Annotated in this window: 14 protein-coding genes and 2 pseudogenes; 9 read left to right on the top strand and 7 right to left on the bottom strand. The window is 58.2% G+C overall.

The window, feature by feature from the left end:
* Positions 1-144: 144 nt before the first annotated feature.
* The 4 genes and pseudogenes from ACR652_RS05645 to ACR652_RS05630 form a co-directional block, all read left to right on the top strand.
* A pseudogene (locus ACR652_RS05645) lies at positions 145-674 on the top strand (IS5 family transposase); the annotation flags it as partial.
* A gap of 43 nt (positions 675-717) precedes the next feature.
* Positions 718-1,290, top strand: coding sequence for a hypothetical protein (locus ACR652_RS05640; RefSeq protein ID WP_434505540.1), 573 nt, complete (start codon positions 718-720; stop codon positions 1,288-1,290).
* A 16-nt stretch (positions 1,291-1,306) separates the two neighbouring features.
* Entirely contained in the window at positions 1,307-2,623 is a 1,317-nt protein-coding gene (locus ACR652_RS05635; protein ID WP_434505539.1) for a Dyp-type peroxidase, read from the top strand.
* 44 nt (positions 2,624-2,667) lie between these two features.
* Positions 2,668-3,684, top strand: coding sequence for a hypothetical protein (locus ACR652_RS05630; RefSeq protein ID WP_434505538.1), 1,017 nt, complete (start codon positions 2,668-2,670; stop codon positions 3,682-3,684).
* Positions 3,685-3,991: 307 nt separating this feature from the next.
* On the opposite strand, the gene ACR652_RS05625 is transcribed toward ACR652_RS05630, so the two are convergent.
* A complete protein-coding gene (locus tag ACR652_RS05625; protein ID WP_434505537.1) occupies positions 3,992-5,212 on the bottom strand; it encodes a patatin-like phospholipase family protein in 1,221 nt (406 codons plus the stop codon).
* A gap of 425 nt (positions 5,213-5,637) precedes the next feature.
* Between ACR652_RS05625 and ACR652_RS05620 the strand changes: the two genes are divergently transcribed.
* Entirely contained in the window at positions 5,638-6,786 is a 1,149-nt protein-coding gene (locus ACR652_RS05620; protein ID WP_434505536.1) for a DUF3611 family protein, read from the top strand.
* An 89-nt stretch (positions 6,787-6,875) separates the two neighbouring features.
* Here the strand turns inward: ACR652_RS05620 and ACR652_RS05615 are convergent, their stop codons facing one another.
* The 3 genes from ACR652_RS05615 to ACR652_RS05605 form a co-directional block, all read right to left on the bottom strand.
* On the bottom strand, positions 6,876-7,673 hold the full coding sequence (locus ACR652_RS05615) for a hypothetical protein (protein WP_434505535.1): 798 nt from the start codon (positions 7,671-7,673) through the stop codon (positions 6,876-6,878).
* Between the two features lie 55 nt (positions 7,674-7,728).
* A complete protein-coding gene (locus ACR652_RS05610; protein WP_434505534.1) occupies positions 7,729-7,989 on the bottom strand; it encodes a transposase in 261 nt (86 codons plus the stop codon).
* A 116-nt stretch (positions 7,990-8,105) separates the two neighbouring features.
* Positions 8,106-9,146: a TorF family putative porin gene (locus tag ACR652_RS05605; protein ID WP_434505533.1), complete on the bottom strand. Its 1,041-nt coding sequence runs from the start codon at positions 9,144-9,146 to the stop codon at positions 8,106-8,108.
* Positions 9,147-9,836: 690 nt separating this feature from the next.
* On the opposite strand from ACR652_RS05605, the gene ACR652_RS05600 reads away from it, so the two are divergent.
* Together ACR652_RS05600 and ACR652_RS05595 are read left to right on the top strand one after the other, a co-directional pair.
* Entirely contained in the window at positions 9,837-10,157 is a 321-nt protein-coding gene (locus ACR652_RS05600) for a hypothetical protein (RefSeq protein ID WP_434505532.1), read from the top strand.
* A 17-nt stretch (positions 10,158-10,174) separates the two neighbouring features.
* A complete protein-coding gene (locus ACR652_RS05595) occupies positions 10,175-10,915 on the top strand; it encodes a hypothetical protein (RefSeq protein ID WP_434505531.1) in 741 nt (246 codons plus the stop codon).
* 486 nt (positions 10,916-11,401) lie between these two features.
* On the opposite strand, the gene ACR652_RS05590 is transcribed toward ACR652_RS05595, so the two are convergent.
* The 3 genes and pseudogenes from ACR652_RS05590 to ACR652_RS05580 all read right to left on the bottom strand — a co-directional run bounded on the left by ACR652_RS05590 (position 11,402) and on the right by ACR652_RS05580 (position 12,635).
* The gene (locus tag ACR652_RS05590) at positions 11,402-12,085 is read right to left on the bottom strand and encodes a hypothetical protein (protein WP_434505543.1); all 684 of its coding nucleotides are present in this window, start codon (positions 12,083-12,085) and stop codon (positions 11,402-11,404) included.
* Positions 12,086-12,114: 29 nt separating this feature from the next.
* Positions 12,115-12,303, bottom strand: a pseudogene (locus ACR652_RS05585) (transposase); the annotation flags it as partial.
* Positions 12,300-12,635 (bottom strand): winged helix-turn-helix domain-containing protein, encoded by a 336-nt coding sequence (locus ACR652_RS05580; protein WP_434505542.1) that lies wholly within the window; start codon positions 12,633-12,635, stop codon positions 12,300-12,302. The pseudogene ACR652_RS05585 and the gene ACR652_RS05580, both read right to left, overlap by 4 nt.
* On the opposite strand from ACR652_RS05580, the gene ACR652_RS05575 reads away from it, so the two are divergent.
* Both ACR652_RS05575 and ACR652_RS05570 read left to right on the top strand, forming a co-directional pair.
* A complete protein-coding gene (locus ACR652_RS05575) occupies positions 12,576-13,859 on the top strand; it encodes a bile acid:sodium symporter family protein (RefSeq protein WP_434505541.1) in 1,284 nt (427 codons plus the stop codon). The two genes, ACR652_RS05580 and ACR652_RS05575, sit on opposite strands and share 60 nt — an antisense overlap.
* 351 nt (positions 13,860-14,210) lie before the next feature.
* Positions 14,211-14,426 carry a hypothetical protein gene (locus tag ACR652_RS05570; protein WP_434505530.1) on the top strand — a complete coding sequence of 72 codons (216 nt, stop codon included), beginning with the start codon at positions 14,211-14,213 and terminating at the stop codon, positions 14,424-14,426.
* The last annotated feature ends 452 nt before the right edge of the window (positions 14,427-14,878 follow it).

Below are 14,878 nucleotides of genomic sequence, written 5' to 3'. Positions count from 1 at the left end.
GCGCCGGATAACGCTCAATAACGCCATGTCTATCACTCCGTCGACCCCCGCTGAAAACAGCCAGGGCGGGTTCAGAACATGGGTCAATTCTCAGCGGAAATTTCCCGCTCTCCCGGGTCAACTCTCAGCGGAAATCAACAGGCCCGGGTTTTTGAGCATTTGGCGCAAGATGCCGACAATGAATATGCCATGATCGACGCAACAATCGTGCGCGCGCATCAGCATAACGCCGGCGCGCAAAAAAAGACGGCAACGACCAAGCGATCGGCCGCAGCAAAGGCGGATTGAGCACGAAATTCCACGCGACGGTCGACGCGCTGGGCAATCCGACCGGCTTCCATCTCACGCCCGGACAGGCGCATGATCTCGCGGGCGCCGACGCGCTTTTGCTGGGGCTTGAGGCCGACGCGCTACTTGGCGACAAGGCCTACGACGCCGACGAGCGGGTGATCGAACCCTTGCGCCACGCCGAGATAGAACCGGTCATTCCCACAAAGGCCAACCGCAAAGAGCCGCGCCCTTACGACAAAGACCTCTATAAAGCTCGCAGCCTGATTGAAAATTTCTTTTGCAAGCTCAAGCAATTTCGGGCCATCGCCACGCGCTACGACAAAACCGCTCAAAATTTTCTCGCGGCGATCCACCTCTCCGTAGCTATCGTCTGGCTCAATTGATGACAGGCCCTAGATAAGAAGTAGCTCAAGGAAGGGCCGCGCCATGTCAAACGAAGTCAAAGCACAAGATTGGTCAAAGCCGGCGGCGATGGCGATCCCCAAGGGTGGTTTTTTCCCGGACAAGATCGAGCAGGGGCGGTACGGCCCCGCCTTCCCCAAGACGCCCGCCGGCTATGGCTTTTCGATCGTCGCCAAAGTTATTCCTGGCCGTGAGGACGTCTTCTACAATTACGCAAAGGAAATCGAGAGAACGGTCGCCAAGCAGCCAGACTGCCTCGCCGTCCTACAGCTTCACTACCTTCGCTGGGTGCTGTTTCCGATCAAGGGAGAAACCTACTTCATGTATCAAGGGATCTTCGATACCGACTTCGATAAGTATACCGAAGACGCCGTGTCGCTGTTCGGGATCACAGGCTTAAGAACCGTGTTCGAGAATCTTGAGGGCTTCCCGCCGGACTGGCAAACGAACCCAGCGGCGTTCGTCGAGTTCGTTCGCGAGCATCAGTGTCCAAGCTTCCTCGAGTACGCGGAATATCCCTATGTGAGCGCCGATGAGATCAAGAAAGCGCTCAGGTTGAAGGCCGCGTTCTCGGATATGCTCGATCAAATGCAGTGACGCTGGCGAACCCCCGATGCTCGAACTTGACGATATCCAGCACCTCCTGCTGACGCGTGCCCCCGCGCTGGCCGCCCGATACGTATTCCTCTCGTTTCGAAACGCCGCGGGCGGGCGGGCGTGGCTGTCGGCGATGAAGGAGACAATCCATTCCGCCGCCGCAATGCGCGCGGGCGCCGGGAGGGACAAGCGCTGGGTAACGGTCGCATTCACTTGGAACGGGCTGCAAGCACTCGGACTAGATGAGGCTTCCCTGGCCACCTTCCCGGACGAATTTAAGCAGGGGATGGCTGCGCGCGCGGAGGTAATAGGCGACACCGGCGCAAATGCCCCTGAACATTGGGTTGGCGGATTGGCAAGCCCGGAGCTCCACAGCATCGTGATACTGTTCGCGAGAGACTCGACCGAGCGCGACCGGTGCGTATCCGAGCATGAGAAGCTCGTCGCCGCCTGCCAGGGCGTAGAGGTTTTGTCCGTGCTCGATCTCCAGGCGGTTCCACCGCTGGATTATCCGCACGAACATTTCGGTTACCGCGACCGTCTGTCCGAGCCGGTGATTGAAGGCAGCGGCCTGGAGCCGACGCCGGGCTCCGGAGCGCCCTTGAAGCCGGGCGAGTTCATCCTCGGCTACCCGGACGAAGACGGAGTAATAGCTGATCGCCCCCAGCCTGAGATTCTAGCCCGCAACGGCAGCTACGTGGCTTATCGCCGTTTGCAGGAGCATGTCGGCGCCTTTCGCGAGTTCCTTCGGCGGCATGGCGAGACTCCCGAAGAGCAGGAACTGGTCGCGGCGAAGTTGATGGGGCGCTGGCGGAGTGGAGCGCCTCTGGTTCTCGCTCCGGACAAAGACGATCCGGCGCTCGGAGCGGACATGCAGCGCAACAATGATTTCAACTACAAGGACATGGACCCCCACGGATATGCTGCTCCACTCGGCGCGCATGTACGCCGAATGAACCCCCGCGACATGGCGCATAACATGAATCGTCGCCGAATGATCCGTCGCGGGGGGGCCTACGGTCCTCACCTGCCCGAAGGTGCGCCCGAGGATGGAGTCGAGCGCGGAATCGCCGCCTTCATCGTCTGTGGGAGCCTCATACGCCAGTTCGAGTTCGCTCAGAATGTCTGGATAAACGACCGAAACTTCAACGAACTCGGCAACGAGCGCGATCCGCTCGTTGGCAACCAAGACGGCACGCTCGAATTCAAAATCCCCAGGCGCCCGATCCGCAAGAAAATCGTGGGCTTGCCGGCGTTCACGACGGTCCGGGGCGGCGCGTACTTCTTCCTGCCGGGTCTAAGGGCCCTGAGTTACCTCGCTTCGTTGCATTAGTTGGAAACGGCGGGCCCTATCGGGCCGATCCTGGGAGGAGAGCAATGTCAGTGGAGAGCTTTGCCCGCACTTATAACCAGACCCACGTGCCCCGGAAATTCACGCCGGGCAAGCGGCGAATGAGCATCTACTGGACATGGAGCTATCCGTGGGAAGCGCAGCGCGATCCGGCGGCGATGGAAAACCGCTTTTCCACCATGACCGAGGTTCGCAATGTTCTTTGGCCGGCTTACGAGACGCCCGAATGGAGCGCGGCACACTTTCTGCAGGGCATCGCCGGAACGCTGGAGCTGTTCCATCGCTCGACACTGAGCTTTCAGCGGGTCGCAGGTGAGACGACGGGTCATCCGGTGGCTGTGTTCCAACGTATCGATCAGGCCGGATACAAGCTGCCCATCGATGGACGCGTTCTTGCGGATGCGGACACGTTGATGGTGTTCGGGCTCGACCACCTTCTTTCCGAGCAGGAGGCGACTGAGGAGGAGATTGCGGCCATCGGCGAATGGTTGAAGCGAGAGGGCACGTGCTTATTGCTCGCGCCACATCACGACGTTGGCTTCACGAGCGACCTGAAACAGCGCCAGATGGAATATCTCCATCACCGTGACCGTCTGGTCCCGCGGCAGCAGCGCTTCGGCCAGTACACGCGCTCACTTATGAAAGCGCTTGGCGTCCCCGTCCATAACACCTACGGACTGCGGCCGGCCACAGTTGAAGGCTCGAGCGAAATCGCGCCGCTCAACGCATTCCGCGACCTCGACAAGCTCGGCCTGCTCAATAATGTTTCGACGTTCAATTTCCATCCGCACTTGCCGCACTACGAGTTGACGACAGAGAACGAAGAAGCGATTCAAATTTTGGCGCGGCAGGCAATCGATCTCGAGCGGCCGCATCCCTTTACAGAGGCGGGGAACAGAGAGTTTAATTGTCTTCTCTGGATGCCGCCGAACGAAGAGCGCGCCGGCGATATCGTTTTGGTGGACTCAACCAACTTTACGACGCTGTTTGGAGGCGACGAGAGCCTGAAGCAATTTTGGAACAACCTCGCTTCCATGCGATGAGCGAAATCTGTGGCCACGGTTTCTGTGTGCTCGTTCTTTACCGGCGCCGTTGTAGCCGGCTTGGCAACGTGCCACTCAGGGTGGATTATTTGTGAGATCAACCATCGCTGGCGCTCGGGGGGCAACTTATCGCGCCAATAGCCACGAATGGCCAACGAACGCTTGGGAGCAAGCCACGGGGTGGTGGTCCGGGAGATGAGCCAGGGCAGCTACTTCGCGCCACAAGTTTGTTAACATGCCACATGACTTTTTCGCCCCGGTTGCGCGGGGCGGCCAATCGTATTCCTCCCAAGCTATTTAAAGTTGGTCACCCGGACCCGGCTCGGAACCCCGGGGGAGCATGCTCCCAAGGGTAACCCCTCGCCGCTTTCTCATAAGCGAATTTATACAAAGCGCGCATGTATCCCTGGTCGAATTGCACCTTCTCCTCAGCCTGAAAATCGTCATCGATGTATGCAAAGTTGAAGTCTGCGCCAGCGCGTTTGCATATCAAATAAATATGATAAAGATCGCCAAGGCCGACATAGTTAATCATTATCGTGACAGCCTTGCTGGCAATCGGAAGGGTTGCCCTCTGCACACCGCTCCATTCGGTTGTCAGGCGAGAATTACGAACGATGTATGCGATCATGCCCTGTCTGCGAAATCCCGCCCTTTCCTGCGCTATGCGCACGATGAGAGTGGACGGAATAAGAAATGCTTGGCTAACCGCGCCGCCATCGACATGCATTTCCTGATAGGACTTGCCATTGGCTTCGACATCGATCAACCCCGGCGGGAACATACCTGGTATCGATGCAGACGCAAGGAGGAGGCGGCGGACGAGATCGGGCGCACCTGAATGGCCGCTTTTAGCGATCGCCCCAATGTTCCACAAGACTGGCACACCGGCATCGAGATCAGTGGTCTGGATCAACAGGATTCGTCCTTTGTCATATTCCGAGGCAATTTTCGAGAGTATGGCTTCGTCGATATAGTGCGAAATCGTTCCATATAATGGACTTGTGTCGGCCATCGCGTCCTGCATAAGCGCGGCGACTGGCGCAAACCGCTCTGCAAAGACTTTCGATGGGTTGATATTGGTGTAAACGTCGGCCAAAGCCGCGTCATATTCAGAGCCCAGGAAGGCGAATGGCGCGCTCAGCGCGCCGGTGCTCACTCCGGTGACGAGCTTGAATTTCGGACGGTCGCCATGGGCGGTCCACCCGACGAGCAGGCCAGCGCCAAAAGCACCCTTATCTCCGCCTCCCGAAAGCGCCAGATAATGAGCAGTTGGCAGGATGCCCCCCCGGTTAACACCAAGGCTTTTGGCTTCGCGAACGAGCGCTTGCTCTTGTTCGGCGGAGATCGCCTCCGGCTCGTCGACGAAAAAGCGGGCATTCCGGAGCCCAAGTACGATCGCTTTGCGACGTTCAGATCGCGGCACAGGAGTTCCGCGGCCGAGGTCAGTGCAGGCCGACAGTATCGTGAACGCGGCGGCGGAAAGCCACAGCCGGCGGGTCGAATCGAATTGCGTTCTGTTTCTCATAGCTTCACGCCATAGCCACACTCACAGGAGAGATGTGCCCTCCTTTCTGAGAAGGTTACGAGATAGCAAAATTTTAGGGTGTGGCCATATCTCTCGGACTGTCTCGGGATGTACAGGGCTGTCATATTAGGGCGCAGGCTGCATGAGGCAAATCTGGCTAGAACGCATCCGATAATATCGTTCGACGCGTCGATTTCTCGCGCGAACTGGCGAAGCCCGATAGCAAACGCCCAAACGGTGCGAAGGCTTGCAGGCGTGATCGATTCTCTTTGTTACAGCGGCAAAGGGTAGCGGCTCAGCTCTGAGCTGGATTTAAATGTGGGAACCCCTGGAACCGAAACGTCACGAAGACTGGTTACTAAGTTCAGGGGAAGTCCCGGCTCGCCGCCCCCGATCTGAGCCTCTGGCAAATGGGAGACACCTAAATGGAATCGGCCGCCGGCCGGCGCGTTTCAAGCGCGATTTTTTGGATTTTTCTAAGCGTCTGCTTAGGTGCTCTGGCATGCGGATGGGCGGCGGTCAACGCGCCGCTCGAAGAAGTGTGGCAGAATCATTTTCAAGAGTTGCATATATCGCTAGGTCTCGTTGGCGCGATGCTGACTGTCGTCCAGCTTCTCGTCGCCATCGCCTCTCTCTCCTTTGGTGGACCGAGAGGGGCAAGCGGTCGGCGGCGCGTCGCGTCATTCGTACTGCGGCAATTCGCCTATCTTTCTTTCCTGGCGTTGGTCGTCACGGGAGCCGGCGCCGCTGTGTTCAGCGGGAAGCGGATTTTCTTCTTTGGATTTGCGCTGCCCTATGTGAACGGCGCCGATCAACCAATGTCTGAGGCTTTGCAAAACGCGCATCCCGCCGCCGCTTATGCTCTAGCGGGCGCAATCGCTGCAAACTTGATCGCCGCCGCCATACGGCGCTTCTCTCGGAAACGCGAACAGAGCCGTCCGCCCCCGCCGACGGTTTTCGCCAGTTCCATCCAGACGGTCATCGCCGACCGTTTGGCTCAGACCTTTCGCTTCTTCGGAGGGGTGGTCTTTTGGGTCCAGCTGTTGCTCGGCCTACTTTCCGTGCCCTTGCTTGTGTTCAGCTACGCCGGACACACCGTAAGTCCAAGCCATCGAGGCTACGGCGATCCGATCTTTTGGGCATCCCTTGGACTGTCGCTTTTGCTTGTCTCTGTTATTTGCGTGCGATTTTACCTAAAAATCGCCAAGGCAATGCGTGCGGCGCCTGAGCGTTATCTTGGGCGGTCAACCCAAGGGGCCTTTTGGTTTTTCGGCCCGATAGGCTCCATTAGCATCGTTGGAGCCCTGGTGTCGTTTGTTGGCGTGGGTTTGAGCGTGGCGCTGCTAATCGGGAAAACCGTGTCCCAACCGCCCGGCATCGCGATCACAGACCCCAGCAAAATCATCCGCGGGCTGGACATCTTCCTGCTCTTGGTCAACGTCGACCTGCTCCTCGCCCATTTCTTAGGTGTCGCGACCGCGGCGTGGTTGAGCATCAACGCATTGAGGGCGCATCACCAGTATTCCCTGGGTAGCAACGGCGAGAACGAGCCGCCTACGGGCGCATCAGCCTAGGAGTGTGTCCGCTTTGTCCTGAGGCGATGTTGAATTGAAATCGAGGATTGAACGGGGCCGTCGCGCGGGTTCTTCGCAACTCTCCGGCGTTAGGCTGCCACGAGAACGGCGATAGACGGAGTCCGCCCCTGGGCGAAATTCAACACATTGTGCGCGAGGCAAACGAAGCCCCACTCGTTGGCGACCATCTCGGCGCCGCGCAGGAGGAACTGGCGAAAGCTGCGCGCCTGCTTGATCTGAAGCACCGGCTCGGGCAATTGCTTCCTCAATCGATCAGGGCTCTCATGACCTCCGGCCTTGATTTTCTCGCGCATCGCCGCGACGCGTTCGCCGCCGCCTTCTCCTTCAGTTGCGTGTTTAGCCCGTCCCGGCGCGATATAGGCGTCCAACGCTGCGAGATTCGCGTCCGAATAATAGCCAGCGTCTGCCGATACCTGCTTGGGCCTTTTTCCCAGAGTGGCTTCGATTGCGTCGAACGGCGGCGTCAATTGATGCTTACCGCTCTGCCGGGCGTCGAGATTGTGGGCGACGATCACCTGCGCCGTTGCATCGACCGCCGCCTGCGCATTGTAGGCCTGAATGAACCCGTCTTTGGTTTTCATGATGCGGCTTTCAGGGTCGGTGAAGTTCTTTTGCGCTTTCGGGTGAGGCTTGTCTGAGGGCGGGGCGGCGTGTCTGCCGCCTTTCTTGCGCCCTTCGGCTTTCCGCTTTTCCTCGGCGTCTGCATGAGCTTTGGCCTTGACCGCAGCGAGAGCTTTCGCTTCGGCTTCCAATTCGGCCTGGGCGGGCCTCTTCCTATTCGCCACCCGGTCCGGCATTTCCTCGCCGCTCTTGTCGCGGCCGAAGGCTTTGTCTTGCTGCGCGTCCGCCGTCTCCGCGGCGCTCATCCAGCGCGCGAGACTTCGGCCTCGAGTTCCGCGCGCTTGGCCATGCGCTCATAGCTCATTTGTGCTTGGAGACGTTCGCCTTGATCTTCGTGCCGTCGAGCGCCACATGCCCGAGCTTCACCAACTCCGCCTGCGCGCACAGCTTCAAAACCTGCGCTATAGACTGGCGAGCGATTTCAGACGGCGCTTGCGGATCGGAGATCGTGCGGAAGTCCGGCGCGTCAAGCCCGACAATACTCATGAAATCGACGCGTTCGCGCGAAGCCTTCGCAATCCGCCTCGACGAGTAGACGCCGTTGCAATAGGCGTAGAGCAACAGCGCCTCATCGCCGGACCGAACGGCGGCTGTCCACGTTCGCTTGCGTAGGCCGCCTCGATCTCGCGAAGATCGAAATACTCGACCTTGATGATCCGTCGCCCTCGACTCTCCTATCAACGCACAAACATCGTCGAGTCAAAATCCACTCTGACAGAGCCGACGACACGCGCGTCGCACCAATCTGAAAACCCCTCTCCAAAGACGGCTGCCGAGAAATTGCCGGCCGGATTGGCGACATTAGTGAAGCATCCTTTTCGTGTCAGCGTCGTGTCATGGTAACGCACGTCGAAGGTCACGGCGTTCCACTTATAGGAACCCCCGATGTTCCATGTATTGTAGCTTGATAGCTTGAAGCCCTGAATACCCTTTATGCCGGGCTGGATGTAGCTCGGTCCATAGGTGGGGTCGCCCATGCCGAGAAAGTAGTGGCCGTAAGCGCCGGAAACAGAGAAGCCGGTTCCGGGCAGGCTCAGTTTCGCATTGCCCCCCGAATAGAGTGCATGGGCGTTGTAATCGGCCCAACTCGGAGCGTAGCTGAACTCAGCGCCGATCGTTAGATAGTCGTTCATTGCCCACAAGGGCTTGCCATAGATTTCCACGAAGCTCTGATCGAACGGCGTCGTCGGCAGGCCGCCGGGCGTTCGGAAAGTTAGCACCGGCGCAACGCCGCCCAGGAACCATTGCTGCTGATTGCCAGGGCGGCCGTGATAGATCGCGCCGAAATCGAGCGTCAGCGGGCCCCAGGCCGGGCGGACGCCGCCATAGACGTCGAGCTGCGCAGCCGGCGAGGTCGGCAATGTCACATTCAGCACGTCCCCCCCGAGATAGAACCAGCCCTCATGCAATTCACCGTAGGCCAGCGCGCCCGGACGGTGGTTGGTCAGCGAAATTCCGCGCCATATGTTCTCCGACATGAATTGCACGCCGACCGAATAGCCGAAGCCGCCGGCAAGAACGTCGAAATTGGGCCGAGGCAGCGCGATCATGGTCGCAGGTGGCGCTTCGGGGGGGACGACAGGAGCGGGGTTGGCAGGAGCGAGGCCGGTAACATCGGCCGCAAACGCCACGTGGGCGGCGAGCATCGCTGCTGCCACGACTATGCTCTTTTGCATGTCAATGCTCCGAATCAATTCACTTCTTGAAGGATAGTCCAAGCGGTTGGCCGAGCGTCAATAATCTTTATTGGGGAGGATAGTGCAGCGATGAATGGGCTTTTTTGTGGAGGATTGGATCGGCGCATGAACGCGCTACCAAACAGCAATGCCGAAGCAGGGAGGCGGCAGTGGCGGTATATCGACAGCGACGTGAAAAGGCTTTCACCGGATGGCCAAGGGCGCGCTGAGCGTCGCCTTCAGCGCGCATTTCAGAGACCTACAGTCAGGCGTCCTTCCTGACGTTCGGAACGATTGTCCTGCCGATTCCCCTGATGCTCGCCACGATTCCCCTGGCGCGTCTCTTGAAGCCCATGACGCTCTTCCTGAGCGGTCTTAACGACGAGGCTGTCAGACTCCGAGACGTTCGACGGCCCAACCCTTAGGCCGGCTTTTCAAATCCTCGGATAGCCACATCTCAAGACCCTACTTGGCACTCGCGACCAACTGGTCAAGGTCAGCGTTCGCTCGGCAATCAGACGCGAGGGCTTTTGCGAGTGTTCGACATCAAGCTGCCGTCGTAAGCTGCGATGAAGAAGTTCGCGGCATCGGCCTATCATATAACGCGTTACGATCCGATGGCTTTTTGAACCTGCTTAGCTCGCCTGATCAATATGACGCCTAATCTGTTGCCGCTAAGGGCGACGGCCTTGATGGCTGATGGCTCGCGCCCTTGGGGAGGAAGATGCGTCAATGCTGCACAAATTAGCCTTTGCAACGATTGCGGCCATAAACTTTGCCGTTCCAACCATTGCCTACACGATAGAAGAAGACTCTCAGCAACCCGGCGAACGCAGCCACGAGAACGGCGCCAATCAAGACTGGAATCACCTGATGCAAGAGAACGAAGGCTACGGACTGGGCGATCTCGTTGAGCCAGGAATGAATTACGGGGAGGTGATGCAGGTCAGGAAGGTCATGGGAACGGCCCGTAGGTTCGCTTTGCGCCCTATTTTAGCATGGTCCTTACGCGGGAGGCAGAACTCCCTTGAAGAGAAGAACACAAGCGGCTGAGCGACGAGGAGAGTGCCATGGACTTTGCCGATGCTCAAAAATGGATGGCTAATGCAGAAAGATGGATGGCCGACGCTGGAAGCTGGCTGGGAACATTGGCCACAACTAACACGCTCACACTCATCATCACGGCTGCTACCCTCCTGGCGGTTTTAGTAGCGATCTGGCAGCTAAGGATAGCGATTTGGCACCTGAAGGACACCAACAAAACTACAAGAGGTCAGTTCTGGCTGATGCTTCGCGAATTGATGTCTCAATATGACGATATTCAATCCAATTTCCTGCCGGGCGGAAAATGGCACGGCTCGTCCACGCAGCCCGACACCACGAGCGATTGGGGCCGGACAGAGTCGTATATGGGCTTGTTTGAATATTGTAATGAAATGATAAAGGATGGTTTGCTGGATGAAGGACGGTTCAGAGATTGGTATAAGCATCGCGTAGAAGCTATCCTTTCCAATCCGAGGATCGTGACGTACGAACTACACAAAAACGCTAACGATTGGAAGAACTTCATGGATCTGTGTGAAAGGTTGAAGATTAAGATACCTCCAGGCGCCGATAACTTGTCGCCCTTTTCCCAGGGTGGCCAGCCTGAAAATATCCCTCCAGCCGCAGACCTACACGCCGAATTCGAGATCCTTCGTGTGGAGACGACGCAGACGCTTGCGTCGCTACGCAACGAAATTAGCGCTGTTGGGCGGCGCCTCGAAGCGTTGGAAGAGACGGCACGAAATAAGACGAGCCTCACGAAGTGATGCGATTTACGTCGTGCGTAGTACATGGCAACCCGCAGTGACTGCATCTAAACGTGGAACCGCACTTTCCGTTAAAGCTGCACCAAGCTTGACCCGCGGGGTAAAAACTAAATTCGCGGACTTTCAGCGCCCTCGGGCGGCTCCCGATGAGCGGGGGCCGCTGTTGTAAACCTTAAGTAGTAGCCGTGCCGGATAGCGCGTCGCTCGTCCCGATGGGCGTAACGCTCTCCCCGTCGCTCTTGACGATGGGCGTAGCGTTCCGAACGACGCTCATAACGGTGAACCTGTCGCTCATAGCGACGCGCCTGACGGCGTTCCATCCCAACCGTCGCCTGAATTACGTGCGACTGGCGCGCCAGGCCTGAAAATATCGAAAGATCGGTAAAGCAACCGCGCCGGGGCGCGTCGCCGTGGTCCTGATATTGGGGGCGGATCATTATTTCGGGCGGGACGATTCACAACCGCGTGAGAAGGAAGATCGCGCGCTCAGACACCCGCTGAAACCTTCCTGCGAAAGGCGTTGCGAAAAGCCGTGTCGAACGCCGTAGTGTCAACATTCGTCGACGTCTCCACCTGACCGTCGCCAGCGATTCCCGCGAAACGGTATTTTGGTTCGCCGATGGCGAAGCGGCCTGTGCCTTCGGGTTTACGATAGGGCTGCGCGACTTCGACCAACAGCCGCCGCTTCAGCGAAGCGACGCGTCCGACCGCAGCGTCGACGCGGCCTTCGTCGCTGTTGAGTGAACCGTCGAAGACGATCGCGCAGATTCCAGCGCGCGGCACTTCATATTCCATCCACTGAAGGGCGGCCTGCACGCTCTCCGATAAATTGATCTTTCCCGCAACGCCGCTTTCGACGAACCTCTTGTTGTTCTCGGCATAGCCAAACAACGCTGCCCTGCGCGAACGTCCGAAAGGCGCCAGTGTTTCCCCGCGGGCCAGCGTCGAGATGGCCTGTGCAATCGTCTCGCCCGCGAATTCGGCGAGGACTTCAATCGTTGTCGTTTCATTGGCCATGTCGATCCTCCAATGAAACGCGCTGTCGCTGAATCGCGAAACTCGAGCCAGCGGATTGGAACGGTTTCGCGCAGGAATTCCAATATCGCTTCGGCGAACTCCCTGTAAGCGTAACACTTGTCGCGCGTCAGATGCTTGTGCGTGAGGCCCCATAGCCGCTCAATCGGGCTCAGATGCGGGCAATAAGCGGGAATGAAGTGCAACTTGATGCGTCGGCCGGGCTCCGCCAGCCACTTTTGCACGAGATCGGCATGGTGGTAGCGCGCATTGTCCAAAAAAACGTGGATCAACGCCATCAGCGGATACATCGACTCGATGGCCTGGAGAAGCAGGATCGTTGACGCCGCGTCGACAGTTTCGACGTCGATCATCCTGGTTCTGCCAGTCTCGAGATCGATCGCGCCGTGAACATTGAGGCGTTGTCGCCGCAGGTTTGCTCAATGGCCAGATTTTCCTTGGTCGGCGCCCAGCAACCGACGGGACGCGCCGCATGCGTCGGGTGCACAGCGTCCACGAACATCACGGCCTCGCCGGGGCCAAGCGCGTTCAGAAGTTTCTCGTAGACTTCGATGAAGGCTTTCTGCTTTTCGACGTCGAGCTTGCGTCCGATCGTTTCCGGCTTGGTGTATTCGAGCCCAAGTCGATGCAGCAGAGCGATGAGGCCGGAGCGACTCTCGTAAACGACCCCGAATTCCTTCTCGATGTGAGCGCCAATCTGACGCGTCGTTCCGAGATCCGGGACGTCAGCACCGCTTCCTGCATCTTCGACAAGCGCGAGGCGCAGCCCCCGCTTTCAAAGCGCGTCGAGCCTTCAAGGTTCGACCTTCCCAATGAGTCGGGTATATCTTGTGAAAGATGGACGAGTTGTTCAGGGCGAATGAACGCCCCACCTTCTGATGAACAGGCGGGGCGCATTTTTCTTTTTCGCGGCTATAAAACACTGCGATTCGTTGCCGATTTAAAAATTGCCTCGACGGATCTCGCGGCGGGCGCGGATGCTCAAGCTAGTGCATTCAGGTTTTTGCAAAACGGCGCCTTCAGGGGTGCTATAGACGATAAAGTGAACGTGAGTGTCCCAATGAATATTCAAACCCTGATTTTAATTGCGCTGAAAGCCAGCATCGCCCTGAGCGTGTTTGCGATTGGCCTCGACTCACAGCCTAACGACGCTGCCTACCTTCTCCGCCGACCAGCGCGCCTTGCCCGGTCACTTATTGCTATGAATGTTATCATGCCTCTGATTGCGGTTGCGATCGTGGCGACGTTCCATCTGCCGGAAGCCATAGAAGTCTCGCTCGTGGCGCTGGCTCTCTCTCCCGCTCCACCCATTTTGCCAAAGAAGCAAATCAAGGCGCACGGGGAGCCATCTTATGCTATCGGGTTGTTGGTTATCGCGGCAGTGGTCGCGGTCATATATATTCCAGCGGCGATAGAGCTGCTCGATAAATTGTTGCAGACGTCAGTCCATATGCCGGTCTGGCCCATCGCTCAGCTTGTTCTGATGACGGTACTTGCGCCATTAATGGCGGGAATGCTCGTCCGCCAATTTACTCCGGCGACAGCCTTGCAAATCTCCAAACCTGTCGCGCTTTTCGCCGCTGTGTTGCTGGTCGTCAGCATTCTGCCGGTCCTTTACACCGCCTGGCCGGCCATGATTGCTCTCGTCGGCAATGGCGCAATCGCGGCTATTGCGGCCTTCGTGCTCGTTGGCCTTGCGGTCGGACATATACTCGGGGGCCCAGAATCCAATCATAGGACTGTGCTCGCCCTCGCGACAGCCACACGGCACCCCGGCATTGCATTGGCGATTGGCTCGACACATTTTGCGGAGCAGAAGGCGGTTTTGCCCGCGATCCTGCTTTATGTCGTTCTTTGCGCAATCTTCACGATTCCTTACAGTGTCTGGCGCAAACGTGAGGAGCTTTGATTTCTGGAAGAGATGCGCGTTACCGTCTAGCAAACGATTGCGCCTACCTCTCGTGGGATGTTCTTCCAAATTCTCCGATCTCTGCCTGCCATCGCTACCTGCTCATTCTCCTGACAGCGCCGCTACAACGCGGATTGGCTTGGGATGTGGCCCATTTCATCGCCAGTGCTCGATCGTCATAAGCTCGCCAAAGCAGATTGCGTTTCGCCCTCGACGACGAAATCGCAATCCGACGTCCGATCCAAAAGAAATCAAATGGGCAAGCGAGGCGAGGGTGAACGGAAAATTCCTCAGTCTGCCGCGCGGATTGCGTAACGACCGGCCTCCTCAACCCCCTTGGCTCGGGAGTAGATGTTGCAGCAACCCGGCGTCAGCCTCACGGTATGGCGCATCCGCCCCCGTGGCCGCTGTTCAGATCTCGGCGAAACCTTGTTTAGTCACCTCGCGTTCTCCCTCTTAGGCATGGGCTCGGGAGCACGCCAAATGATCGAACACACAATCGCCGTCGTCGGTCTGTTCCTGGGGACAATCCTGATCCTGCGTATCATGCTGAACGCCGCGCCGTAGGAAGCCTGTCGGTGCCTGCGCCTGTTAACGATTGACCGGGCATTTCACCGCGCCATGTGGCGCGCTATTGCCGGTTGGTTCGGCAAGACAGGGAGGCCCCTATGATGCGCCTTATGCTCCAAATGAGCGTTGCGAGCGCAGCTCTACTTGCTGGCGTGCTGCTCGCCTCTTCCGAATCTCCCCCGGCCGGCCCTCCCGCGGAGACGGGGGCATTTCCCAGCGATCCGGGCTACGATATACCGCCTACGCCAAGCCCTGAGGCGGCCCGTGAGCCAGACGACGGCTATGGCCAAGACTGAGAGTCAATGTTTGGGCGATCCGCGGCGCCTTGGATCAAGCACCAGCCGGGCGACCTCGCGCCGGATCTTGGCCGCCGCCCGGGCCATCATAAGATTGCGGCGCGGCCGAACGTCTTGATTGTCTAGGCTAGGAGGGTTGCGGCGGCCGAGCCA

Origin of the sequence: Methylocystis sp. (assembly GCF_051061225.1) — a bacterium.
Taxonomy (GTDB): domain Bacteria; phylum Pseudomonadota; class Alphaproteobacteria; order Rhizobiales; family Beijerinckiaceae; genus Methylocystis.
This window is presented reverse-complemented; position numbering and strand designations above follow the sequence as displayed.

What these genes read in the sequence shown, in the direction of transcription:
- ACR652_RS05640 (WP_434505540.1), top strand. Translation starts at nt 718, where the DNA reads ATGTCAAACGAAGTCAAAGCACAAGATTGGTCAAAGCCGGCGGCGATG.
- ACR652_RS05635 (WP_434505539.1), top strand. Translation starts at nt 1,307, where the DNA reads ATGCTCGAACTTGACGATATCCAGCACCTCCTGCTGACGCGTGCCCCC.
- ACR652_RS05630 (WP_434505538.1), top strand. Translation starts at nt 2,668, where the DNA reads ATGTCAGTGGAGAGCTTTGCCCGCACTTATAACCAGACCCACGTGCCC.
- ACR652_RS05625 (WP_434505537.1), bottom strand. Translation starts at nt 5,212, where the DNA reads ATGAGAAACAGAACGCAATTCGATTCGACCCGCCGGCTGTGGCTTTCC.
- ACR652_RS05620 (WP_434505536.1), top strand. Translation starts at nt 5,638, where the DNA reads ATGGAATCGGCCGCCGGCCGGCGCGTTTCAAGCGCGATTTTTTGGATT.
- ACR652_RS05615 (WP_434505535.1), bottom strand. Translation starts at nt 7,673, where the DNA reads ATGAGCGCCGCGGAGACGGCGGACGCGCAGCAAGACAAAGCCTTCGGC.
- ACR652_RS05600 (WP_434505532.1), top strand. Translation starts at nt 9,837, where the DNA reads ATGCTGCACAAATTAGCCTTTGCAACGATTGCGGCCATAAACTTTGCC.
- ACR652_RS05595 (WP_434505531.1), top strand. Translation starts at nt 10,175, where the DNA reads ATGGACTTTGCCGATGCTCAAAAATGGATGGCTAATGCAGAAAGATGG.
- ACR652_RS05590 (WP_434505543.1), bottom strand. Translation starts at nt 12,085, where the DNA reads ATGGGGCCTCACGCACAAGCATCTGACGCGCGACAAGTGTTACGCTTA.
- ACR652_RS05575 (WP_434505541.1), top strand. Translation starts at nt 12,576, where the DNA reads ATGCAGCAGAGCGATGAGGCCGGAGCGACTCTCGTAAACGACCCCGAA.
- ACR652_RS05570 (WP_434505530.1), top strand. Translation starts at nt 14,211, where the DNA reads ATGTTGCAGCAACCCGGCGTCAGCCTCACGGTATGGCGCATCCGCCCC.